This window comes from Actinomyces acetigenes, from assembly GCF_031296635.1.
GTDB lineage: Bacteria > Actinomycetota > Actinomycetes > Actinomycetales > Actinomycetaceae > Actinomyces > Actinomyces acetigenes.
On record NZ_JASPFC010000010.1, the window covers coordinates 72,905 to 95,673 of the forward strand.

The 22,769-nt window shown below is 69.3% G+C and carries 19 protein-coding genes and 1 tRNA gene; 5 read left to right on the plus strand and 15 right to left on the minus strand.

What is annotated here, in order from left to right; genetic code table 11:
- Positions 1-403 precede the first annotated feature (403 nt).
- Together RIV14_RS05790 and RIV14_RS05795 are read left to right on the plus strand one after the other, a co-directional pair.
- Positions 404-1,921 carry an ATP-binding protein gene (locus RIV14_RS05790; protein ID WP_075372128.1) on the plus strand — a complete coding sequence of 506 codons (1,518 nt, stop codon included), beginning with the start codon at positions 404-406 and terminating at the stop codon, positions 1,919-1,921.
- 134 nt (positions 1,922-2,055) lie between these two features.
- Positions 2,056-2,817 carry a response regulator gene (locus tag RIV14_RS05795; protein ID WP_081381813.1) on the plus strand — a complete coding sequence of 254 codons (762 nt, stop codon included), beginning with the start codon at positions 2,056-2,058 and terminating at the stop codon, positions 2,815-2,817.
- A 565-nt stretch (positions 2,818-3,382) separates the two neighbouring features.
- On the opposite strand, the gene pknB is transcribed toward RIV14_RS05795, so the two are convergent.
- From pknB to RIV14_RS05830, 7 genes are read right to left on the minus strand one after another with little or no spacing between them, the layout of a single operon-like run.
- Entirely contained in the window at positions 3,383-5,377 is a 1,995-nt protein-coding gene (gene pknB, locus RIV14_RS05800) for a Stk1 family PASTA domain-containing Ser/Thr kinase (RefSeq protein ID WP_081381814.1), read from the minus strand.
- Positions 5,374-6,501: a serine/threonine-protein kinase gene (locus RIV14_RS05805; protein ID WP_075372129.1), complete on the minus strand. Its 1,128-nt coding sequence runs from the start codon at positions 6,499-6,501 to the stop codon at positions 5,374-5,376. Before RIV14_RS05805 ends, pknB begins: the two co-directional genes overlap by 4 nt.
- Positions 6,498-8,000, minus strand: a complete 1,503-nt coding sequence (locus RIV14_RS05810) for a peptidoglycan D,D-transpeptidase FtsI family protein (RefSeq protein WP_075372130.1) — start codon at positions 7,998-8,000, stop codon at positions 6,498-6,500. The genes RIV14_RS05805 and RIV14_RS05810 overlap by 4 nt, the downstream gene beginning before the upstream one ends.
- A complete protein-coding gene (locus tag RIV14_RS05815; protein ID WP_075372131.1) occupies positions 7,997-9,694 on the minus strand; it encodes an FtsW/RodA/SpoVE family cell cycle protein in 1,698 nt (565 codons plus the stop codon). The genes RIV14_RS05810 and RIV14_RS05815 overlap by 4 nt, the downstream gene beginning before the upstream one ends.
- Position 9,695: 1 nt before the next feature.
- Entirely contained in the window at positions 9,696-11,105 is a 1,410-nt protein-coding gene (locus RIV14_RS05820) for a PP2C family serine/threonine-protein phosphatase (RefSeq protein WP_075372132.1), read from the minus strand.
- The gene (locus RIV14_RS05825; RefSeq protein ID WP_070658866.1) at positions 11,102-11,578 is read right to left on the minus strand and encodes an FHA domain-containing protein FhaB/FipA; all 477 of its coding nucleotides are present in this window, start codon (positions 11,576-11,578) and stop codon (positions 11,102-11,104) included. The genes RIV14_RS05820 and RIV14_RS05825 overlap by 4 nt, the downstream gene beginning before the upstream one ends.
- The gene (locus RIV14_RS05830; protein WP_075372133.1) at positions 11,575-12,282 is read right to left on the minus strand and encodes an FHA domain-containing protein; all 708 of its coding nucleotides are present in this window, start codon (positions 12,280-12,282) and stop codon (positions 11,575-11,577) included. The genes RIV14_RS05825 and RIV14_RS05830 overlap by 4 nt, the downstream gene beginning before the upstream one ends.
- Positions 12,283-12,539: 257 nt before the next feature.
- On the opposite strand from RIV14_RS05830, the gene RIV14_RS05835 reads away from it, so the two are divergent.
- A tRNA-Leu gene (locus tag RIV14_RS05835) sits at positions 12,540-12,623 on the plus strand.
- A 278-nt stretch (positions 12,624-12,901) separates the two neighbouring features.
- Here the strand turns inward: RIV14_RS05835 and RIV14_RS05840 are convergent.
- The 3 genes from RIV14_RS05840 to RIV14_RS05850 form a co-directional block, all read right to left on the minus strand.
- The gene (locus RIV14_RS05840; RefSeq protein ID WP_081379449.1) at positions 12,902-13,441 is read right to left on the minus strand and encodes an antibiotic resistance protein VanZ; all 540 of its coding nucleotides are present in this window, start codon (positions 13,439-13,441) and stop codon (positions 12,902-12,904) included.
- 82 nt (positions 13,442-13,523) lie between these two features.
- Positions 13,524-13,811 carry a CstA-like transporter-associated (seleno)protein gene (locus tag RIV14_RS05845; protein WP_075372134.1) on the minus strand — a complete coding sequence of 96 codons (288 nt, stop codon included), beginning with the start codon at positions 13,809-13,811 and terminating at the stop codon, positions 13,524-13,526.
- A complete protein-coding gene (locus tag RIV14_RS05850; RefSeq protein WP_075372135.1) occupies positions 13,808-16,198 on the minus strand; it encodes a carbon starvation CstA family protein in 2,391 nt (796 codons plus the stop codon). Before RIV14_RS05850 ends, RIV14_RS05845 begins: the two co-directional genes overlap by 4 nt.
- A 273-nt stretch (positions 16,199-16,471) precedes the next feature.
- On the opposite strand from RIV14_RS05850, the gene RIV14_RS05855 reads away from it, so the two are divergent.
- Entirely contained in the window at positions 16,472-18,055 is a 1,584-nt protein-coding gene (locus RIV14_RS05855) for an aspartate:alanine exchanger family transporter (protein WP_075372136.1), read from the plus strand.
- 256 nt (positions 18,056-18,311) lie between these two features.
- Here the strand turns inward: RIV14_RS05855 and RIV14_RS05860 are convergent, their stop codons facing one another.
- The 3 genes from RIV14_RS05860 to RIV14_RS05870 form a co-directional block, all read right to left on the minus strand.
- Positions 18,312-18,740, minus strand: coding sequence for a carboxymuconolactone decarboxylase family protein (locus RIV14_RS05860; protein ID WP_075372137.1), 429 nt, complete (start codon positions 18,738-18,740; stop codon positions 18,312-18,314).
- Entirely contained in the window at positions 18,737-19,267 is a 531-nt protein-coding gene (locus RIV14_RS05865; protein WP_075372138.1) for a MerR family transcriptional regulator, read from the minus strand. The genes RIV14_RS05860 and RIV14_RS05865 overlap by 4 nt, the downstream gene beginning before the upstream one ends.
- Before the next feature lie 148 nt (positions 19,268-19,415).
- Positions 19,416-20,282 carry an NmrA family NAD(P)-binding protein gene (locus RIV14_RS05870; RefSeq protein ID WP_075372139.1) on the minus strand — a complete coding sequence of 289 codons (867 nt, stop codon included), beginning with the start codon at positions 20,280-20,282 and terminating at the stop codon, positions 19,416-19,418.
- A 64-nt stretch (positions 20,283-20,346) separates the two neighbouring features.
- Here RIV14_RS05870 and RIV14_RS05875 point away from each other — a divergent pair, with 64 nt between their 5' ends.
- Entirely contained in the window at positions 20,347-20,694 is a 348-nt protein-coding gene (locus tag RIV14_RS05875) for a winged helix-turn-helix transcriptional regulator (RefSeq protein ID WP_075372140.1), read from the plus strand.
- A gap of 36 nt (positions 20,695-20,730) precedes the next feature.
- Here the strand turns inward: RIV14_RS05875 and RIV14_RS05880 are convergent, their stop codons facing one another.
- Both RIV14_RS05880 and RIV14_RS05885 read right to left on the minus strand, forming a co-directional pair.
- Positions 20,731-21,390, minus strand: coding sequence for a DUF4276 family protein (locus RIV14_RS05880; protein ID WP_075372141.1), 660 nt, complete (start codon positions 21,388-21,390; stop codon positions 20,731-20,733).
- Positions 21,390-22,529 (minus strand): AAA family ATPase, encoded by a 1,140-nt coding sequence (locus tag RIV14_RS05885; protein ID WP_075372142.1) that lies wholly within the window; start codon positions 22,527-22,529, stop codon positions 21,390-21,392. Before RIV14_RS05885 ends, RIV14_RS05880 begins: the two co-directional genes overlap by 1 nt.
- Positions 22,530-22,769: the final 240 nt, after the last annotated feature.

Consider the following 22,769-nt stretch of genomic DNA (forward strand, 5'->3'; position numbering starts at 1 on the left):
GGCGGCCGTCCGAAAGGGCACTCATCGCGACTGTCCGAAAGGACGATGCCTCCCGCGCCCTAGCGCCCGAATCGTGTCCTATCGGGCGATCATGCGTGTCAGTGCCCGGTTCTACAGTGAGCACATGTCAGTCCCCACCTACCCGCCCACTCCTGCACCCGGCACGCCACCCGTGCCGGGCTGGAGCGGTGGCCCTGGGGGCGGTCGGACTGAGCCCACTGCGCCCCCCTTCGGGGCGCGGGCCCTGCCATACCCGCCGAGCCCACGGGCCTACCCCTACCCCGCCTATCCGGGGTACCAGGGGTACGCGGGGTATGCGGGACTCGCCCCGCATCCCTCATACCCCGCTCCTCCCACTGCCCCCGGTACTCCTGCGGCGCCGGGCCCGCGCCTCCGCTCCCCGATGACTGCGGCTCCCGCCAGCCCTGCGCCGTACACGCCTGTAAGACCGGCTCCGTCGTTCACGGGGTCCCTGTCCCCGTCGCAACGCCGCGTCCTGCACGTCACCCTGACGATCCTGCGGTCCCTGGGCCTGTTCGCCCTGTGCCTGCTCGCCTCCATGTGCGCACTGGGATACCACCTCGGTCATGAGCAGGCTCTTAAGACAAGCAACCCAGTCCTTGATGTCGCAGGGTTTCTGGTAGGGCTAGCGCTCCTCGTGGCGGTCTTCCTGCGCCGGCGCTGGCCGGTGGCGATCACAGTTGCCTCGGCGCTCGCGGGCATCGGGGTCTACCTGGACACCACCGTGGGACTCATCGCCTTCACTACCGTGGTGCGCCGGGCCCGGTCCCTGCGCGACCCTGTCCCGTGGGCCACGGGCGCGCTGCTCGCCGTCGGCACCCTGACGGCGCTCTTCCGAGACGCGAGCCAGGGCTCCACCGGGAACTCGATGATCGGCGTCATCAACTCCTCCTCCCCTGCTCCCCATGCCGTGACCCATGTGTCGGTGCCGCAGGTACTGTTTCTCGCGGTGGTGGCCATGTCCCTGCCGGTCGCCGTCGGACTGTGGCTGCGTGCACGTGACGGGGAGAAGAAGGCCCGACGCCGCGCCCAGGAGGCGGCCGACGCCTCAGCCCAGGCCGAGCGCACCGCCCAGGAGCAGACCCGGACCTCCACCCGGTTGGCGGACACCGTCAGCCTGCAGGCCGAGCGTGAGCGCGTGGCTCGCGAGGTGCATGACGGACTCGGTCACCGCCTGTCGCTGCTCGCCCTCCACGCCGCCGCCCTGGAACAAGGCGTGCTGGAGACGTCAGAGAACGCGAATGCCCCAGAGGGCTCGCAGGCCCCGGACTCAGCCGACGCCGTCGGTGAGGATGATCCGCGGGCCGCCGCCCAGCGCGTGCGGCAGGAGGCCCAGGGCGCCATGCGGGACCTGCGTTCCCTGCTCGCCGTGCTGCGTGAGCCAGTGGGGGCGGTCGAGCCCGCCCCGCGCCTGGAGGACCTCAGAGAGGTGGTCGACGGGGTCCTTGCCGCCCGCCAGCCGCTCAGCTCCTCGATCTACCTCGACCGCGCTGCGCAGGCCGACGAGGTGCTCTCGCGGGCCGTCTACCGGATCGTCCAGGAGTCCCTGACCAACGCCCGCAAGCACTCGCCCGGTACAAGTGTCCAGCTGCGCGTCGAGGGCGGCCCGGACACCGGTATCGACATCACCTGCTCCAACCGGATCTCTCGGACCGAGCCGGAGGCTGACGACGCAGAGGCCGGTGAGGCGCCGCAGGCCGCGGGCGCTGACCGAGGTGCAGCGTCAGGACCCGGAGTCGTCGTCGGTGACCCCCAGGGCGGCTCGGGCCTGCGCGGCATGGCCCAACGGGCGGCGATCTGCGGCGGCACGTTCCACGCCGGCCCCGACGGCCAGGGCAGGTTCGTCGTGAACGCGCACCTGCCCTGGCGCTCGGCGGAGTCACCCCGTACCGACCGCTGAGCGGCCGCCAACCAGTATCTGAACAGCCCGAGATCGGAGATACCGGTCGGTGCGCAGTTCACCGGCCTGCACCATCCGGGGCCTGGGCCGTTGGGATGGTGATTGTGTGGGCGCACGCACCTAGGCTGGGCTCCGTGCCCGATCCCTCCGCCGCCCCGGCCTCCTCGGCCTCCCGGTCCGCGTCCCCCGCACCGGCCTGCCCGGTCCGTGTCATCCTCGTCGACGACGACCCACTGACCCGCGCCGCCATCAAGCCGCTCCTACGGCCGCGCGAGGACTACGTCGTGGTCGCCGAGGCCGGTGACGGCCGTGAGGCGATCGACGTGGTGGACCGTATCGAGGCCGATATCGTGCTTATGGACCTGGGTATGCCCGTCATGGACGGGATCGAGGCCACACGCCAGATCTGTGCGGCACCGCGCCACCCCCACGTCGTGGCGCTGACGACCTGGGACGTCGACGACGCCGTCGTGCGCGTTATTGAGGCCGGTGCCGTGGGCTACCTGCTCAAGTACTCCGCCTCCGAGGAGCTCCATGCCGGGTTGCGTCGGGTCATGGCGGGTGAGTCGGTGCTCTCGCCGGGGGCACTTGCTGAGCTGCTGCGATACGTGCGTTGCCAGCCGACGACACCGACGACTGCGGCTTATGACGTTCGCTCTCAGGAGCGTCAGCACGCGGTGGCTCAGGCCCGGCAGGCAGCGGCAGGGCTCAGTCGACGCGAGCTTGAGGTCATTGCGGCGGCCGCCGAGGGGCTGACCACTGAGGAGATCGCGAACCGGCTGTACATTTCGGTCTCGACCGTCAAGGCCCACCTGCGCAGCGCGCAGGAGCGGGTCGGTGCCCGTAACCGGGTGCACCTGGCGGTCCTCGCCGAGCGCGCCGGGCTGCTGGGATAGGGGCGTCCACCCAACCGGTGAGGGCCGGTGGCGCGCACCTGCCTGGTCGCTTCTGGCGCCTGTGCGGGGACATTTCTGTACGGCCGGGGACATCCTGCGCGTTCGGGGACGGGATTGCGGTCCCCGACGGCGTCGAATGCCCCCGCCCGGGACGACACGCACCCGGCCGCGTGGAATGTCTCCGTCGGTAGCGAGAGCCTGACGGACTCGGGTGCCCAGACGCTCGACGACGCACCTGAAAGCGCGCGGTCTGTAGCCGAAGGGCCGTACTCACAGACTGAGGCGCGTTCTCGACGACGCGCTGTTCACCTGTCTGCGTGCAAGGTGTCATAGGCCGAGGACGGGGTGCGCTGGCGACGGATCCCAGGGTCGGTTGTCCGCGCGCAAGGAGTGACAGGACGACAGCGGGTGCATCCCGGCGCGCAGAGCTGGCCGCACCTCTGGGGTCGACGTTGATCGTTACCACACGGCCCCATCGAAAGGATGCGGCCGGCGTCCCAGGCCAGGAAAGCCTGAGGCGCCAGTCACCACGTTGTGGGGACCAAGGGGTTTGGCGCCGCGGCAACTACTTGGCGACGTACAGAATGATCTCCTTGTCGGGACTGATCTGCTGACCTTGCTGCGGGTTGGAACTGATCACCATTCCAGGTTGAACTTGTGGATCGTCGGACTTTTGCTTCTCGATCCTGACCTTGAAACCTCGATCTTCAAGATCGGACTTCACGGCCTTGGAGTCCTTCCCGTTCACGTCCGGCATGGTGGTGGCGTTGGGATCTCCTGTGGCAGCCGGGCTCGGCGTCGGCGTTGCCCCGGCGCCGCTGGAGAAGTGCACGGTGATCGTGTCTCCCGAGGAGGCGCTGGTGCCCGCGGCCGGGTCGGAAGAGACGGCCTTGCCGCGCTCGACGTCGGTGGAGGTGACGTCGTTGCCCTTCTTGAACTGCAGGCCGGCGTCCTCGATGGTCTTCTTCGCCGTGGCCTCGTCCTGGCCGGAGACGTCGGGGACGGAGGTATTGCCGGTGGAGAGCACCAGGTCCACCGTGGTACCGCGCGCAACGGAGTTCCCCGCCTGCGGGTTGGTGTAAATGACCCGGTCCTTCGCGACCGTGGCGGAGTCCTCCTGGGAGGTGTTTCCACCCTCGAGCCCGACATCCTTGAGGGCCTTGCGGGCGTCCTCCTGGGTCTTGCCGGACAGGTCGGGAACCTTGACCATGGCCGATCCGGTGGAGAAGTGCACGGTGACGGTGGAGCCCGGCTCGACCTTCGTACCGTTGCCCGGGTCGGAGGAGACGGCCAGGCCCGCGCTGACCTCCTCGTTGGCGACCTCGTCCTTGGCGAACTTCAGGCCGGCGCCCTCAATGGTCTTCCTGGCCGAGTCCTCGTCCTGCCCCTTGGTGTCGGGGACCTCCACCTTGCTGATGGTCGGGCTCGGCGTCGGAGTGGGCACGTTGTCGAAGGCCCCCGAGGCCCACCGTCCGGCGACGACGGCCAGCGCCACGAACAGCAGGAACACGAGGACCCAGATCCAGGCGTGGCTCTTGGACTGCTTCTCGGGCTCCTCGCTCTCCTTGACCGTGGACGCCGGAGAGGGCTCGGAGGCCACCTGGGCGAAGGTGGAGGTGGGCTGAACCGGCTCGGTGGCCGGTGAGGCCATGACCGAGGTGGCCGGGGACCAGGAGTCGGCGGCCGGCGCGGCCACGGACAGGCCCCGGGCGGCCGCCTGCAGGTCGGCGCGCATGTGGGCGGCGTCCTGGTAACGGTCCTCGCGGCTCTTGGCCAGGGACTTGAGGATCACCCGGTCCAGGGACTCTGGCACATCGGCCGCCAGCGACGAGGGGCGCTTGGGGATCTCCCGCACGTGCTGGTAGGCGATGGCCACGGCGGAGTCGCCCTGGAAAGGCGGCTGGCCGGTGAGCAGCTCGTAGAGAAGACACCCGGTGGAGTACAGGTCCGAGCGGGCGTCCACGGACTCGCCGCGGGCCTGCTCCGGGGAGAGGTACTGGGCGGTGCCCACCACCGTGTGGGTCTGGGTGACCGTGGAGGCGGAGTCCTCAATGGCCCGCGCGATGCCGAAGTCCATGACCTTCACCGCGCCGGTGGAGGTCAGCATGATGTTTCCGGGCTTGATGTCACGGTGGACGATGCCCACCCGGTGGGAGTACTCCAGGGCGTCCAGGACCCCGGAGACGATCTCCACCGCCTCCGGGATCGGGACGGCCTCGCCCTCGCTGAGGAGCTCACGCACCGTGTGCCCCTCGATGTACTCCATGACGATGTAGGGGACGGTGCGGCTGGCGCCACCGGGCTGGAGGAGCTCCTCCTCCCCGGAGTCGTAGACGGCGACGACGGCGGGGTGGTTGAGTGCCGCCGCGGACTGGGCCTCCCGGCGGAAGCGGGCCTGGAAGGTGGGGTCGCCGGCGATGTCCGAACGCAGCAGCTTGATGGCCACGACCCGCGACAGGCGAGTGTCGTAGCCGAGGTGCACCTCTGCCATACCACCACGTCCGATGAGGTCGCGGATCTCGTAACGGCCCGCGAGGACCTGGGGGAACTGACTGGTCACAGTACCTCCTTGACAGGGATGCTCAGCATCAAGGCTGGCATGACCTGATGCGCATGGGCAAGCGTACCCGTGCTGTGCAGGGCGATGAGCGAGAGGACCGGGATGATGACCCTCAGCGTCAGCAGGTTGAGGCCGAGGAAAGAGCGTCCTGAGGCGTGCCGGGCGGTGCGCGACGGCGTCGGATTCTCGGCTGCGTGACGGCCGGGACGCACGGCGGCGGGCTGGGGCAGCTCGCGGGTCTGCGGGCCACGGCGGCCGGTGGACTCCCAGCTGAGCGCCTCACGGGGATCCCACGCATCCGTGGGCAGGTTCACCACCGCCCGGTCCAGGGCGCGGGCCACCTCGCGGGCGGAGTGCGGCCGGTCGGAGGGCTTCTTGGCGAGCAGCTTGAGGATGATGGCCTGGACCTGAGGCGGGACGGTGTCGGGGAGGGCGGGCACCTCCTCGTTGACGTGCGCGAAGGCGATATCGACCTGGGTGGCTCCGCTGAAGGGGCGCCGCCCCACCAGGGCCTCGTAGGCGATGATGCCCAGCCCGTAGAGGTCCCCGGCCGGGGTGGCCATATTGCCCATGGCCTGCTCGGGGGCGAGGTACTGGGCGGTGCCCATCACCATGCCGGAGGCCGTCAGCGGGCGCTGGTTGATGCCGGTGGAGATACCGAAGTCGGTGAGCTTGGCCAGGCCCTCGCGGTTGATGAGGATGTTGGAGGGCTTGACGTCCCGATGGACGACGCCGGAGTCGTGGACGACCTGGAGGGCGCGGGCGACCTGCGCCAGGACCGGCAGGATCTCGGCGGGTGACAGGGTCCCCTTCTCGGCGATGATGTCGGACAGGGCGCGCCCCTGGACGAGCTCCATGATGAGCCAGCCGGTGCCGTCCTTCTCCCCGGAGTCCAGGACGACGGCGAGGTTCGGGTGGCGCAGGCCCTTCGAGTTCTTGGCCTCTGCGCGCAGGCGGGACAGGAAGATCTCGTCGCCGGTCAGCTCGGGGCGCAGGATCTTGGCGGCCACCGCCCGGCCCGAACGCAGGTCGGTGGCTCGCCACACCTGGCCCATGCCGCCCAGAGCGATCTGCTCGACCAGCTCGTAGCGGCCCTGGAGCTGGAGCCCGGCAACAGGTTTCACTGGTTCACCGCCGCATCGATGACCTTGGCGGCGACGGGTCCGGCCACCGTGCCGCCGGTGGCGCCGTCCTCGGTCTCCGTATTGCCGTCGAGCACGACGGCCAGGGCAATCTCAGGCTTGTTGATGTCGGTGCCGGCGAAGCCCACAAACCAGGTGGTGGGGCCGTTGTCCGAGCCGGTCTCGGCGGTACCGGTCTTGCCGGCGACCTGGACCCCGGAGACCTGGGCGCTCGTGCCCGTGCCGGTGGCCACGGCCTCCTGCATGAGGGAGGACAGGGAGGTGGCGGTGGCCGAGTCGATCGGGGTGCGAGCCACCTTCGTGGAGGTGGAGCTGACCTCGTTGAGGTCGGGGTCCAGGGTGCGCGAGACCAGGTAGGGGGTCATCTGCTCGCCCTTGTTGGCCACGGTGGCGGCCACCATTGCCATCATGAGCGGGGTCGCCTGCACCGAGGCCTGACCGATGCCCGCCATCGCGGTCTGCGCCTGCGAGTCGTTGTCCGGGTAGGTCGACGGCGTGACCTTCAGCGGGATGGACAGCTCGGAGTCGAAGCCCCAGTTCTTCGCCTCCTTGGAGAGCTCCTCGTCACCGACGTTCATGGCCAGCTGGGCGAAGGGGGTGTTGCAGGACTCGGCGAAGGCGTGGGAGAAGCTGGTCCGACCACCGCCGCAGGACTCCCCGCCGTAGTTCTCCAGGGAGTGGCTGGTGCCCGGCAGGGTGATGGAGTCGGGGGCGTCGACCTCCTGATCCGGGGTGATCTTGCCGGTGCGCAGCGCCGCCGCCGTCGTGATGATCTTGAAGGTCGACCCCGGCGGGTAGCGGTTGCCGGCGATGGCCCGGTTGTCCAGGGGGCGGGAGGAGTCCTGGCTGAGGGTCGTGTTGGCCTCATTGGCGGCGTTCCCGTTGCGGGTCGCGAAGGCCGAGGGGTCGTAGGAGGGGGTGGAGACCAGGGCGAGGATGGCCCCGGTCTTGGGGTCCAGAGCGACGACGGCGCCCTCGCGCCCGGCCAGGGCGTCGTAGGCGGCCTGCTGGATCTCGGGCTTGATAGTCAGCTCAACGGCCCCTCCCCGCTGGGAGTCACCGGTGATGAGGGTCTTGATCCGCGAGGAGAACAGGGAGGGGTCGTCCCCGTTGAGCACGGAGTTGCCCTCCTTCTCCATGCCGGTCATGGAGGCGAAGGCGGGCGAGAAGTACCCGGTCACCGGGGCGTAGAGCGGCCCGTTGGCGTAGACGCGCTGGTAGTCCTCGGAGCCCTGGCCGTCGTCGGACTTCTGGGTGCTGGCGATCGTGGTGCCACCGGCCACGAGGATCGGGCCCCGCTCGGTGTCGAAGTTGCGGCTGACGGTGCGGCGGTTGCGCGGGTCGGAGTTGAGGGCCCCGTTGGCCGACCACGACTCCCACACGGAGGGACGGGCCAGGCCCTGGACGCTCGTGACAGACAGGGCCAGCGTGGTGAACATGACCAGCACCAGGAAGGCGACCTGGCGGATCTGTCGGTTCATGGCAGCTGCCTCCTGTCAGAGTCCTCAGTGAAGCCCGGGGCCCGCGATGAGCGCAGGGTCGCCCCGTCCGGTGCGGTGTGCGGCGGAGGCGGCGCCTCCGGACTGACGGCAACGGTGGGGCGGGCGTCATCCGCCAGGTCGCCGAAGCCGGGTGCGGCCTGCGGGGACGCGTAGCCCCCGGCGTCGGCCGGTGCGCCTTCGGCGGGTGCATCGCTGCCGGCCTCGGCCATCGACTCCTCGGCTCCGGCGTCCTGGACCCGGCGGCGCAGGGAGAGCGGCAGCTCGGCCGTGTCAATGATCCGCGGCGCATGGGTGGCCGGCCGCCGAGCGGCGTCGGACAGGCGCAGCAGCAGAGCCAGGATGACCCAGTTGGCGATGAGTGAGGAGCCGCCGTAGGCCAGGAAGGGCAGGGTCAGTCCCGTCAGCGGGATGAGCCGGGTGACACCACCGATGACCACGAAGATCTGCAGGGCGACGGCGAAGGACAAGCCCACGGCCAGGAGCTTGCCGAAGCCGTCGCGCAGCAACATGGCGGTGCGCAGGCCCCGCTGGATGAGCACGAGGTAGAGCACGAGGATGACGAGTGTGCCGGTCAGACCCAGCTCCTCACCCAGTGAGGCGAAGATGAAGTCGGAGTTGGCGAAGGTGACCAGGGTCGGTGAGCCCTTGCCCCAGCCGGCGCCCATGAGCCCGCCCGAGGACATCCCGAACATGCCCGTCAGCAGCTGCCAGGAACCGCCGGCGGCGTTGTACACGGCGTCGTCGGTGGCGTGGAGCCAGCCGCTGATGCGCTGCTGGACGTGGTGGAGGTGCGTCGCCGCGAACCAGGCCGCCGGAAGGAAGAGCGCGCCGCCGATGAGCAGCCAGGAGGGCCGGTCAGTGGCCACGTACAGGACGACGACGAACAGGCCGAACAGCAGCACCGAGGAGCCCAGGTCCTTCTGAAGGACCAGGACGCAGATGCTCACGACCCACACGATGAACAGGGGGCCCAGGTGCCGGGCGCGCGGCAGGCTCATCCACAGGACCTTGCGGCCCGCCAGGGCCAGGTTGTCCCGGTTGGCCACGAGGTAGGAGGCGAAGAAGACCGCCAGCAGCACCTTGGACAGCTCGGCCGGCTGGAAGCTCATCGGGCCGATCCGGATCCAGATGCGGGCGCCGTTGATGCTCTGGCCGATCCCCGGGATGAAGGGCAGGACGAGGAAGACCAGGCCGGACCACATGGCCCAACGGTCCCAGCGCCTCAGACGCCGGTAGTCGCGCAGCAGGAGGAGCGTGACGGCGAAGAGGATGACGCCCAGCAGCGTCCAGACCAGCTGCTTGGAGCCCACGTAGAACTGCCACTGCTCGTTGGCCTCATAGGCCAGGTCCAGGCGCCGGATCATGGCCAGGCCGATCCCGTTGAGCGCCACCGCCGTCGGCAGGAGGACCGGATCGGCCCACGGGGCGGCGTAGCGCACACACAGGTGCATGAGGACGGTCAGGACGAGGAAGGCGATGGCCACGCCCACGGTCTGCGCAGGGGAGGAGCCGGTGCGGTTGAGGGCGGTGAGTACGAAGCCGCCCAGCCCCAGGACCAGGGCGACGCCGAGCAGCGCGGCCTCCGCCCACCGTCCCGGGTACTTCGCGACGCCGGCGGGCTGGATGGTCGCGACGCCCGCGGGGGCGCCCAGGGGGCTGGGAGCAGCAGTCATCTCACCCCTCCTGCCCGGGTTTCGCGGGCTGGGTCGGTGTGGCAGGGGCAGGCGACGGGGTGGAGGAGGGCTTGGCCGTGGGGTTCGAGGTGCCCTGCGGGGCGGGGGCCTGCTTGCGGTAGGAGCGGACCGTCTTGTCCACGTAGGTCTCCGCGTCGTTCATGGACGACTGGGTGACGGTGGCGTCCAGGCGCTCGCGGATGTTGTGATCGAGGTTGCTCACCGGCAGGTCGTCGTAGGTCTTGACCGAGTGGCTCAGCTTGAGGGGGCCGATGGACTGGGGGATCCCCTGGTAGATGGCGACCTTGCCGTCGTTGGTGGAGACGTAGTAGCGGGTCTGGGTCCAGCGGTAGAACAGGGCGCTGGCGCCGACCAGCGTGGCCAGCAGGACGAGGCTGCCCACGAGGACCCGACGGCGGTGGCGGCGTCGGGCCTTCTCCTGGGTGGCGGCCTCGGCGGCGATGGCCTCGTTGACCTCGGAGGACTCCTTGGTGGAGGCGGCCTCGGGCTTGTCCTCCAGGGTGGCCATGAGGGCCGCGGCCTTGGCGGCGGGGCTGGCGGCCTCGGTCTCCTTGTCCTCGGCCTGCCCGTCGCCCGCGCGGTGGGCGGCGGCGGCACGCTCCTGGGCCAGGCGCTCGGTGGCGGCGCTGCCCACCACCTGCGGGACGGTCTGGGGCTCGGGGTCGTCCTTGACGACGTCGAAGACGACGGCGGTGACGTTGTCCGGTCCGCCGGCGCGCAGGGCCAGGTCGATGAGCTGGTCGGCGGCCTGACCGGGGTCGGCGACGCCGGCCAGGACCTCGCCGATGGTCTCAGCGGTCACCGGGCCGCTCAGACCATCGGAGCACAGCAGCCAGCGGTCGCCGGGAACGGCCTCGCGGATCGACTCGTCGAGCTGCACCTCGCCCTCGGTGTCCCCCAGGACGCGCAGGAGGACCGAGCGCTGTGGGTGCTGGCGGGCCTGGTCCCGAGTGAGGCGCCCGGTCTCCACGAGGTACTCCACGAAGGTGTGGTCGGTGGTGACCTGGGTGAGGGTGCCGTCGCGCAGCATGTAGGCGCGCGAGTCGCCCACGTGGACCATGGCGAGCTTGTTGCCGCTGCGCATGACGCCGATGCAGGTGGTGCCCAGCCCGGCGAGGTCAGGGTCCTGCGAGGACAGGGTGACGAGCTCGGTGTGGGCGGCCTGGACGGCGTCGCGCATGAGGCCCAGCAGCTCGCCGGCCTGGTGGGAGTCGGCGTCCAGGGGCATGAGGTGCTCGACGGCGACCGCCGAGGCGATGTCTCCGCCCGCAGGCCCGCCCATCCCGTCGCACAGGAGGCACAGGTGGGGGCCGGCGTAGCCCGAGTCCTGGTTGGACTGGCGGACCAGGCCGACGTCGGAGCGTGCGGCGAAGCGCAGGGAGATGGTCATGAGCGCAGCTCCAGCGTCGTTTGGCCGATTCTGACAGGAATGTTCATGGGGAGCTCCACGGCGCCGTGCACGGGGCGGCCGTCCATCATGGTTCCGTTGGTGGATCCGAGGTCCTCCAGCCACCAGGTGCCGTCCTTGGGGAAGACGCGGGCGTGGCGCGATGAGGCGTAGGAGTCATCGAGGACCAGGGTGCAGGAAGGCGAGCGGCCGATGATGATCGACGAGGGGCTCAGGGGCACGGTCGATCCGGCCAGGGGGCCCTCGGTGATGACCAGGCGGGTGGCGCTGCGGCGTCGTCCCCTGGGGGGAGGGCCCGAGGGCTGCTCGGAGCCGCCCATGGAGCGTCGACGTGACGGGCCGGCGACGGGGGAGTCGGCCATATCGCGGCGCATGACGCGCACGATGAGGTACAGGAAGAACCACAGCAGGACCAGGTAGCCCAGCCGCAGGATCGTGAAGGCGAGTGCGCTCAACCGTTGACTCCGCTGTTCTGGGTGCCATCCCAGAACAGGATCTGGGTGCGGCCGATGGTGAGAGTGTTGCCGTCCACGAGCGTGACGGCGTCAACCCGCTGGCCCTCGACGAAGGTTCCGTTGGTGGAGCCTAGGTCGCTGGCGATGGCGTTGCCGTGCGTCAGGCGGATCTCCAGGTGACGGCGGGAGACGCCGGAGTCGTCGACGATGATGTCTGCCTCCGAGCCGCGCCCGATGACGGTGACCGGCCCGGTGAGCAGGTAGCGCTGGCCGTTAATGTCGACGATCGGGTGCGCCGGGGTGGCGGTGGCGGCGGCGGCCGGGGCGGCGGCGCCGCGCCGCGTGGAGGACTCGATCTCGATCGCCGGGGCGTTGGGGTTGTTGTTGACGAGGAAGGAGACCTCGACCGGGCCGACGAAGGAGTAGCCCTGGTCCGCGGCGTGTGAGGTGGCGACCTCCTCCATCTGACGCACCATCTCGTCCTGGCCCCAGGCGGTGATGCGCTCGATGCTCGGCGGGGTGAGGTGGATGCGGAAGATGTTGGGAACCACGGAGCGGTCGCGGGCGAAGGACGCGGCGCGCTTGTCCATGGTCTCGCGGAGCTTCGAAGCGATCTCGATGGGCTCGATGTCGTCCGAGAAACGGGACATGGCGCGGTTCGTGACGTTCTCGACGCCCTTCTCGAACTTGTCCAGGAATCCCATGGACAGTACCTCCCCCAAATTTGGTGTGGCGGCCCCCGGGATGGAGCCGGGAGACGGGACTGTCCCGCCTCGCTATGGGCCTGCACGGACCTGCGTGCAGGTCGATACCGTTCCCATCGTAACGGTAGCGAAGCCATCGCAGGGAAGACGGCCCCCTCTGTGTGAGGTAATTGTGTCGTGAGCGGTCTCACGGCCGGATATGACGGTGAGGATTGGACGCGGGCCGGGATGGCAGGCTAGTCTCATGCTCGCTTCTCGCGCGAGTGGCGGAATTGGTAGACGCGCACGGTTCAGGTCCGTGTGATCTTACGATCATGGGGGTTCGAGTCCCCCCCCGCGCACAGAATCGAAAGGCCCGGGCCACATGGTCCGGGTCTTTCGCCGTCTCGGGGTCTCCGTGCCCGGTCTGCAGTGCGGGTCGGCCTACTCCACGAGGGTCGGGATCTACTGGCCGAGGGTTGTGCATACTGCACGAGGGCCCCACCTACCCGAAGTACCCCCGACCCTCTTTCAGTAGCACCCCACCCTCGTGCAGTGCGCGCATGGTGCCTGACGTCCCCCTTGAGTCAACGCAGTCCGTGCGTGGCGGTGCGGCGTCGTTCCAGTGATGACAGGGGAGTCAGGCGGAGGCGGGCCGGGGGTGCAGGCGGCGCAGCAGGTACCAGGCGGCCAGGGCCCCGGCCCAGGCGCCGACGGCGTTCTGGCCGACATTAGCCAGCGAGGGGCGCCGCTCCAGCATCGGCAGGAGGCTCTGAAGCACCTCGGCGCTCAGCCCGACCACGCAGCCCACCAGCGCCCACATCCACCAGGGGATGTCCCGCCAGCCCGCGACCGCGCAGAAGGTGGCCGGAGCCAGCATCACCAGGTTGAGGACGACGTCCTTGCCCTCGGAGCTGAGGAAAGCCGGTCCCACGGCGTCCTTGAGCTCGGCGACCTCGCGCCCGGAGGGCCACACGACCGCCACGCAGACAATGGCCAGGAGGATGACCGCCGCGACGCGGGCGATCCGCTCGTAAGGGGAGGTACTCGGGGGGAGGGGCTTGGGCGGGTTCGGGACCGTGGCGCGGCCGGCCGACGCCGGTGTCGTCCCCCGGGAGGTGTCGGGGGAGTCGGCGGACGTCAGTGCGTCGGGCGCGGGCTGCGGGGCAGGCACGCTCACGACGCTACCGCCCGCCGTCCGGGAATCCCGGAAGGCGGGCGGTAACGATCAGAGCACAACAGAGCGCAGAGCGTGTCCCGGCTCAGCAGCAGCTGGCGTTGATCTCCGTCTCGGCCTGCTTGGCCCGGGCGCGCCAGAACTCGCGCTCGCTCATGGGGCCGTGCCCAGAGCCGTGCCCTGGCTCCTGGGCGCCCCCGTGCCCGTGGGGGCACTGTGCGTGCTCGCGGGCGTAGCGCTCCAGGTAACGGTCATAGGCGGACTCCCCGGTCATGTCCCGCCACAGGGTGCGGGCCCGGCTCAGGACCTGGCGGACCCGACGTCGGGCGCTCACCCGATCCGCCGGCTGCGGCGTCGAAGGAGGAGGTGTCATGACTTCTCCGCGTGGGCCTTGTGCGGGATGAGGGCCGGGTCGCCCACCTGCTCGTACTCCCGGGAGACCTTCTTCATGAGGGAGGAGGCGATCATCGTCTCGGGCGCGTAGAAGTTGGACTCCTGGTACGGGTCCTCCGACGTCGTCGTGTCCCCGTTGCGGATCGTCTGGACGATGCGGATGAGGGCACAGACCATGACGAAGGCCACCATGACCAGGAAGACGACCGACAGCGTCCCCTGGATCATCGTGTTGCGCACGATGGCCCGGGTCTCCTCGACCTTGCCCGGGTCGGTGAGCGTGCCCAGCTTGGCCACGGCCTCACGATGCTGCTGGAAGTAGCCCACGAGCGGGTCGGTGGAGAAGATCTTCTGCCACGAGGCCGTGAAGGTGACGGCGGTGTCGAAGACCAGCGGGATCGCGGGGATCCACACCCACTTCGTGTAGCCCTTGCGCACCACCATGACGGTGACCACCAGCAGGGCCACGGCCGCGATGAGCTGGTTGGCGATACCGAACAGCGGATAGAGCGTCTGGATGCCGCCGCGCGGGTCGGTCACGCCCATGAGGAGTAGTGCACCCCAGGAGGCGACGACGACTGCCGTGGTCCCCCAGGCGCCCACGTGCCAGGAGGGGTCCTTGAACTTGGGGAAGGCGTTGCCCAGCGCGTCGGAGAGCTGGAAGCGGGCCACGCGGGTGACGGCGTCGACGGCCGAGAGGATGAACAGGGCCTCGAACATGATGGCGAAGTGGTACCAGAAGCCCATCATGGCCCGGCCTCCGCCGATTTGGTGGAGGATGTGGGCGATACCCACCGACAGGGTGGGGGCGCCGCCGGTGCGCGAGACGACGTTGGGTTCGCCGACGTCGCTGGCCAGGCGCTCCAGGGCCTCAGCGCCCGTGTAGGTCTTGGGGTTGCCCTGATCGTCCCAGGAGTCCCACTCGGGGGTGGGCTTGCGGCCCTGGGCGTCGGTGACGCCGAGCTTGGCGACGGCGGCCTCGGCGAGCTTTTCGCAGTGGTGCTCGGGGTCGTTGGTGGTCTTGCAGGGGGCCGCGGCCACCGTCTCGGGGCCGGCGAGCTTGTTCATGGTCGCCGTCGAGGTGTTCATGGAGAAGTAGATGCCCGGGCTCAGGGAGACCGCGGCCGCCAGCGCCATGATGGCCACGAAGGACTCCATGAGCATGCCGCCGTAGCCGATCATGCGGACCTGGGTCTCCTTCTCCACCATCTTGGGGCTGGTTCCCGAGGAGACCATGGCGTGCATGCCGGACAGGGCACCGCAGGCGATGGTGATGAACAGGAAGGGGAACAGGGTGCCGGCGAAGACGGGGCCCGCGGTGTTGAAGGCGAATTCGGTGACGGCGGACATCTCCACCAAGGGGCGCACGATGATGATGCCCAGGGCCAGGATCGTGATGGTGCCGACCTTCATGAAGGTCGACAGGTAGTCGCGCGGGGTGAGCAGGACCCACACCGGCAGGACCGCGGCTAGGAAGCCGTAGATGATCATGGCCCACACCAGGGTGGTGGGGGACAGGTGCAGGTAGCGGCCGAAGGAGGACTCGGCCACCCAGCGCCCGCCGATGATGACGGCGATGAGCAGGCCGAAGCCGACGAAGGAGACCTGCGTGATCTTGCCGGGCTGGACGAAGCGCAGCCACAGGCCCATCGCGATGGCGATCGGGATCGTCATGCCCACCGAGAAGACGCCCCAGGGGGAGGCGGCCAGGGCGTTGACGCAGACCATGGCCAGGACCGCCAGGACGATCATGAGCATGACGAAGACGACGACGGTGGCCACGATGCCGCCGACCTTGCCGATCTCGTCAGTGGCCATCTGGCCCAGGGAGCGGCCGCCGCGGCGCATGGAGAAGAACAGGACGAGCATGTCTTGGACGGCGCCGGCCACGAGCACGCCGATGATGATCCACAGGGTGCCGGGTAGGTATCCCATCTGGGCGGCCAGGACCGGGCCGACCAGCGGGCCGGCGCCGGCGATCGCCGCGAAGTGGTGGCCGTAGAGGACGACACGGTGGGTGGGGTCGAAGTCGCGCCCGTTGTTGATGCGCTCGGCCGGGGTGGCGTTGGTGTCGTCGGGGCGCATGATGCGCCGCTGGATGTAGAGGGCGTAGAAGCGGTATCCGATCGCGTAGGTGCACACGGCGGTGACCACGAACCAGATGGTGTTGACGTGCTCGCCGCGCACAATCGCCAGCATCCACCACCCCAGGACGCCCAGGGCGGTGATGGCCACCCAGGCGGCGATCCGCGCGGGTGTCCATCGATTGTCAGGACGTATGCCGACGGGGACGCCGGCGGCGTTGCGGATGATCCGCTTCTCCTCCTGCGGTGAGTAGGTGGGCAGAGAGGCTTCTTTCTGGGGCATCGGGATTCCGCTCTCGTCGTCGAGAAAAGGTACGAGGTCATCGTCCTCGGTGACTCGTCCAGGGTATTCCTCCCGCTCGCAGAAGGGAAGCAATAGCGAGTCCGGCGGCGGGGCGTTCGCATCTCGGCCTTGATATCAGCACCATTTATCCCACTCATTGAACAGTGCTTCCGGTGGCCGCTTCGCGGCGTCGCGCATGACGCTGCCGAGCCTGGGCCGGGAACCGGTGGTGCGCGGTTCGGGGCCTTCGAGGCATACGGATACCCTGGCGTCGTGTCCGTGCTCCATCCCGTCCTCGACGTCCTCGCGCAGGCGCCGATCCTCACCGTCTTCCTCGTCATCGGCCTGGGGACTGCAGCAGGGCAGATCCCGCTGGGGCCGATCCGCTTCGGCGCCGCCGGGGCGCTCTTCGTGGGCCTCGCGGTAGGCGCCCTCGACCCCCGGCTCGGCGCGAACCTCACCCTGCTGCGCAGCCTCGGCCTGGCCCTGTTCTGCTACACCGTGGGCCTGGCCGCCGGCAACACCTTCTTCCGCGACCTGCGCAGACAGCTGCCGCTCATGGCCATGTGCGTCGTCGCGCTCGTGATCGCCGGCGCGGCGGGCGGCCTCTACTCCCACCTGGCCGGCGTGAGCCCCGCCATGGACTCCGGCGCCTACGCGGGGGCCCTGACCTCGCCGGTGCTCGACGCCGCCATCGAGGCGGCCGGCACCCAGGAGCCCGCCGTCGGCTACGCCCTGGCCTACCCCGTGGGTGTCGCTGTCGCCATCCTCATCGTGGCCGGGGTCGTGGGGCGCACCTGGCCCGGGCGGCGCGACCCGTGGCCCGCCAGCGCCGACGGCATCACCGCCACCAGCGTCTACCTCCTCCAGCGGGTGGCCCTCGGCGAGATGAAGGCCTTCAAGGAGGGCAGCATCCGCATCTCCTACCTGGAGCGCGACGGCGAGACCCGGGTCGTGGCCCCCGGTGAGGAGCTGCTGCCCGGGGACAAGGTCGTCATCGTCGGGGCGCCGTCCGCCGTCGAGTCCGCCGTGCACGACCTGGGCACCGGGCTCAACAAGTGCCTGGCCAAGGACCGCACCGTCGTCGACTTTCGGCGCCTGACCGTCTCCTCGACGCGGGTGGCCGGGCGCACCATCGCCGAGGTGGACATGCCCGGGCGCTTCCAGGGAGTCATCACCCGCGTCAAGCGCGGGGACCTGGACCTGCTGGCCCGTGAGGACCTCGTCCTGGAGCTCGGCGACCGGGTGCTGGCGGTCGTCCCCAGTGACGAGCTGGAGAAGGCCGCCGACTGGTTCGGCGACTCCGAGCGCTCCATCGCCCAGATCGATGCCTTCTCCGTCGGGGCAGGCATGGCGCTCGGCGTGCTCCTGGGGCTGGTGGCGATCCCGCTGCCCGGTGGCATCACCCTGCGGCTCGGGGTGGCGGCCGGGCCGCTCGTCGTCGGCATGGTCCTGGGGTGGGTGGGGCGCACCGGGCCCTTCGTGTGGGGGCTGCCGCATGCCGCCAACTCCACCATCCGCCAGCTGGGACTGCTGTTCTTCCTGGCCGCGATCGGGCTGGCCTCGGGGCCGGACTTCGCGGCCTCGGCCTTCTCGATGACGGGGCTCAAGGTGGGGGTGCTCGCCGCGCTCATCGTGGCGGTCAACGCGATCATCCTGCTGGCCGGGGCGCGGTGGGCCGGGGTGTCCGCGCAGCGCGCCGCCGGCGGCCTGGCCGGGCTCGTCGGGCAGCCCGCGATCCTCGCCTTCGCCCTGTCCAAACGCGATGACGAGCGCATTGAGGCCGGCTACGCGACCCTGTTCGCCCTGGCTATCGTCGTCAAGATCGTCATGGTTCAGGTCCTCGTGGCGCTGTAGGCGCGTGCATCGGGTCGCGATGATGGTGCGGAGTGCTGGTGACGTAATCGGCTGTCGATCTGGCGCCGAGGAACGTAACGGTGTCCAAATCTGTGACAAAGGCGGGGGCAGGCGCTGAGCGTGCCAGATGAAACCGCATGGTCCTGCGGTTCCTGCTGCTCAGTAAAAGGTGCTTGGACCTCTTTGTCACAGATTTGGACACGTACGCCTCTGTCGCGACCTGCTGAGGCCGCGCGATACGGGCCGATGCGGACGATCAGTTGGCGGCGTCGCGCTCGGCGAAGACCTCGCGGGCTACGAAAGTGGCGTTGAGCGCTCGCGGGAAGCCGGCGTAGACCGAGGCGTGCAGGATCGCCTCGACGATCTCCTCGCGGGTCAGCCCCACGTTGAGCGCAGCGCCGATGTGGATCCTCAGCTGCGGCTCGCAGCCACCCAGGGCTGTGAGCACGCCGATTGTGACGAGCTGGCGGCTGCGCGGGTTCAGGCCGGGGCGGGCGTAGACGTCCCCGAAGCCGAAGGCCGCGATGTGGTGGCCGAGCGCCGGACTGATGTCCGCCAGGGAGTCGATGACGGCCCGGGCGGCCTCGCCGTCGACCGAGCGGGCGACCTCCAGGCCGCGCTCGCGCCGGGCCAGGTTCTCGGGGCTGTTGACGTCGTGCTGGGGGTAAGTGGTCTCAGCGGTCATGAGGGGTTCTCCTTGTCAGTGTCGAAGGTGTCGATGTCGTGTGTGGTGGCCTGCTCCTGCAGCTCCCGCGTGTAGGCGGCGATCTTGTAGTCGGTGGCGGACAGCGCCAGCTGGAGCTCATCGATTCGGGTGCGCAGGACACTGCGGTGCTCGGTGAGCATGGCCAGGCGCTCGGGTACCGTGTCCCGACCGGCCTCGACCATGTCGACATAGCGCTGCAGGTCGCTGATCGTCATGCCCGAGGTACGCATCCGGGTAAGAAAGACCAGGCGCCGCACGGCCGCGGCGTCGTAGCGGCGGTACCCGGAGGCGTCGCGCCCGACCCGCACGAGCCCGATTCGCTCGTAGTAGCGCAGAGTGTGGGCGCTCACCCCCAGGCGCTCGGCGGTGGTTGCGATGTCCCATCCGGCCGCACCGGGCCCGGCCGCCGGTCCGATGTCGTCGCTGCGTGGGACGGAGGCGAGCCGGAGCACCTCGCGGAGCCGGGCGTCGTCGGGCTCGCTGCTTGGGGCGATCGTGCTGGTCATGCCTGAGACCGTAGAGCTTCGAGTGCGCTCGAAGGCAAGAACGCTTGGAGCGGCGCCCGACAAACCGACAAAATCTTCATAAACGACGCGGCTCCGGGTCGTTTATGAAGAAAAGGTCGATCTATGAAGAAAAAGTCGGTGATTACGGCTACGAGACTGCCAGGTCCTCCAACCACTGCCCGATCGAGCGCGGCCGGAGCCCCAGCAGCTCCTGGGCGCTGCTGTCCTCGGCGATGGTGTTGCCGTCCTGTGCGTTGAGGGCCCGGTAGAGCTCGACGACCGGCGCCGCGGCCGGCCCGAAGAGCGGCGTGATGAGCTCACCGAAGGCCTCGGGCGTGATGCCCTCGAAACGGACCTCGCGGCCCAGGCGGCTGGAGAAGGCCGCGGCCAGATCCGCTCCCGTCAGTCCGGGCAGGTGACCGACGCCGACCGTGCCCGTGGTGGGGGAGGCATCCGTGAGCAGGCGGGCGACGACCTCGGCCACATCCAAGTGCGAGCTCCAGGAGACCGGGAACGACGCCGGGAGCGGGTAGCGCAGCACGCCCTCCTCGCGCACGGGGCCCAGGACGACCGGCAGGAGAAGGTTCTCCAGGTAGAGGCGCGGAGCAACCACGGCCGTGGGGATGCCGCTGCCGGTCACGCCGTCGATGAGCGTCATGATGGGGCTGTCCGCGGGCGCCTGCAGCGGCGATCCCGGCTGGTCGACGATCTGCCCGCTGGTGGAGATGACGACGCGGCCGGGGCGGGCCCGGGTGACCGCCTCGACGACAGCCCGGGCCTGGGCGGCCGCCGCCTCGGGTGCACCCATGGGCAGGTGGATGAAGAGGCCGTCGGCGCCCTCATAGGTCGAGGTGAGGGAGCCCGCCGAGGCCAGGTCGACCTGCCGGGCGGCGATGTCGGCGGGGACCGCTTCAGGACGGCGGACCGCAGCGATGGCGGTGTGCCCGGCGGCGATCAGAGCGGACAGGACGGGAGAGCCTTGGGCGCCCGTGGCGCCATGAACGATGTCAGCCATGGCGCCATTAGTGCATACGATGCACTAGTTACGTCAACTGCACTATTGGGGTAGATTCGATGTCGTGAGTGAGGTCGATCTTCCCGAGTGTGGGGTGGCGAGGTTCCTGCTGCTGTTCGACGGGCCCTGGGCGACGCTCATCGTGCGTGAGCTCATGCACGGCCCGCAGCGCTTCGGGGAGCTGCGCGACGCCCTGCCGGGGATCAGCGCGCACACGCTGACCAGCCGGCTGCGGATGTTCGAGTCGCGCGGGATCGTCACCCGGCACGCCTACCCCGAGGTGCCGCTCCGCGTTGTCTACGAGCTCACCGACCTCGGCAGGAGCCTGAGGCCCGTGCTCGATGCGATGAATGAGTGGGGCGCCAGCTGCCCGACGTCGGCCTTCACGCCGCAGCCCGACTCGCGCCGGTGAGTGCGGCGACGCCGGGCGCGGGGGCGGAGCGGCCGGTCAGGCCAGGAGGTCGTCCCACCAGTCCTTGAAGGTGGGGCAGCGCTCCAGGATCGCGGGAAGCCCGGCCTCGCTGACGAGCAGAGGTCCGGTGACAGTTTTCATGTAGCCGGGGTCGGCCGCCTCCAGGCGCTTGGACGGGGCGGTGCTGGGGCCGTGGTTGACCCGCTCGGGGCCGCCCGCTCGGCTGATGGCCTGCCGCAGCTCAGCGAGTCCCTGCTGGGGGAGCAGCTCGTCCCCCTGCCCGGCGTCGACCGCCGCCAGGACGAGGGCCTCGATCTCATGGAGGACGACGAGCGGACGGAAGCGCGGGTCCGGGTACTCGGCGCGCAGAGCAGCCATGAGTGCCGACTGCCGGCCGGCGCTGTCGAGACTCTCGGAAGGCGTCGTCACCTCTCGCCCGGGTGCGCCCTTGGGGTACTGGTAGTAGTCGAGGAGAAGGCCTACTCGCTCATAGTGAGACGCCTTGAGAAGAGCCTGGAGCTTGGCGTGGTAGTGCTTCCAGTGGCCGCCGCCGTGATGGGCGCCAGTGGGGGTTGCCGAGGTCGTGACGACGACCGGCGTCACGTACGTTCCGCGCATCGAGGCCGCAGGGCCCAGGACCTCGTTGACCAGCGTTTCCTCGGTCTGTCCCTCCACGAGGATGACGACCTGCCTCATCAGGCCCGTCCCTCACGCGCCGGGCGCCCACCCAGGAGATTCATCTCCCACAGCGAGCCGGTGGAGTAGTCCTCCAGGAAACCCTCCAGGGCCGCGCGGTCGGGGCGAGTGGCCTGGGTGGCGCCGTCGACCCGCTCCAGGACCACGACCTCCTCCAGGGCGAAGTGGGACAGCAGCGGCACCGACTGGGTGGCCAGGATGACCTTGTGCCCGTTCCTGCCCGCGATATGCGTCATCTCCGCGAGCAGGCCGATCGCGGCCGGGTGGAGCCCCAGCTCAGGCTCGTCCAACACGACGGTGGCTGGCAGGTCCGGTCCCAGCAGCAGCGTGGCCAGGCAGATGAACCGCAAGGTGCCGTCACTGGCCTCATGAGCCAGGAAGGTGCGGTCCAGCCCGCGCTGCTTCCAGCGCAGCCGAATCCGCTCCGAGGGATCCGGGACGAGCACGAAGTCGTCGAAGAACGGCGTGACATGGCGGACCGCCGAGACGATGCGCTGATAGTGCCTGGGGTGATCGTTGCGCACCTTGAAGAGGTAAGCGGCGATGTTCTCCGCGTCCGAGCGCAGGTAGACGTCGTCGCCCACGGTCGAGAAACCTTTGACAGGGGCATTTGCACTGACATCATCGAAGTGGAAAACGCGGCAACTCGAGACAAGGGGGATGAACGACTCTACTGCCCCATAAAGTTCATGTGCTGGGTTGCAGGCGATTCGCTGGAGCTCACTGCGTTGGGAGGGCCCGAACTCTTGCCAGAAAAGCCGAGGATTACCACTGCTGTCTTGGAATGCCAGTTCCTCCGTGTACAGTGGATGATCGTTGATGTCGTTCTCGATGCGCGTTCTATATGTCAGTGAGAGGTCGTTGTTGCTTGACTTCTCCTGAGTGAGCTCGATCAGGATCGAATCCACCGATCCGGACGGACCGTCGAAATACTGGCGGGCGACACCCGCTTGCCTTGTCAGCCGGTCGGTCGCTGTGTTGTCAACGACCCGTGAGACCAGCTCTAGGGCGCTCACCAGGTTCGATTTGCCGGAGCCGTTGGCGCCGATGAGCACGGTGACGTCGGTGGTCAGGTCCAGCTCGAGGTGCCGGATCGACCTGAATCCCTCCACGACAAGGCGTCCCAGTGCAGCAGTCATATGCCGAGCCTAGCCAACAATCAACTGATGCGGAGGGCGCCCTCGCTGCCGACCCGCCCGGAGTGCCGGCTCGTGTCCGCCCGACGTCGTCGTCGGCCCTCATGGCGAGGTGCGACTCGTGCCGGTGAGGCGCGCTTGCGTCAGGCCGACTGAGCGGCGCCCGGCAAACCGACCAAAACTTCATAAACGACGCGGCTCCGGGTCGTTTCTGAAGAAAAGGTCGATCTATGAAGAAAAAGT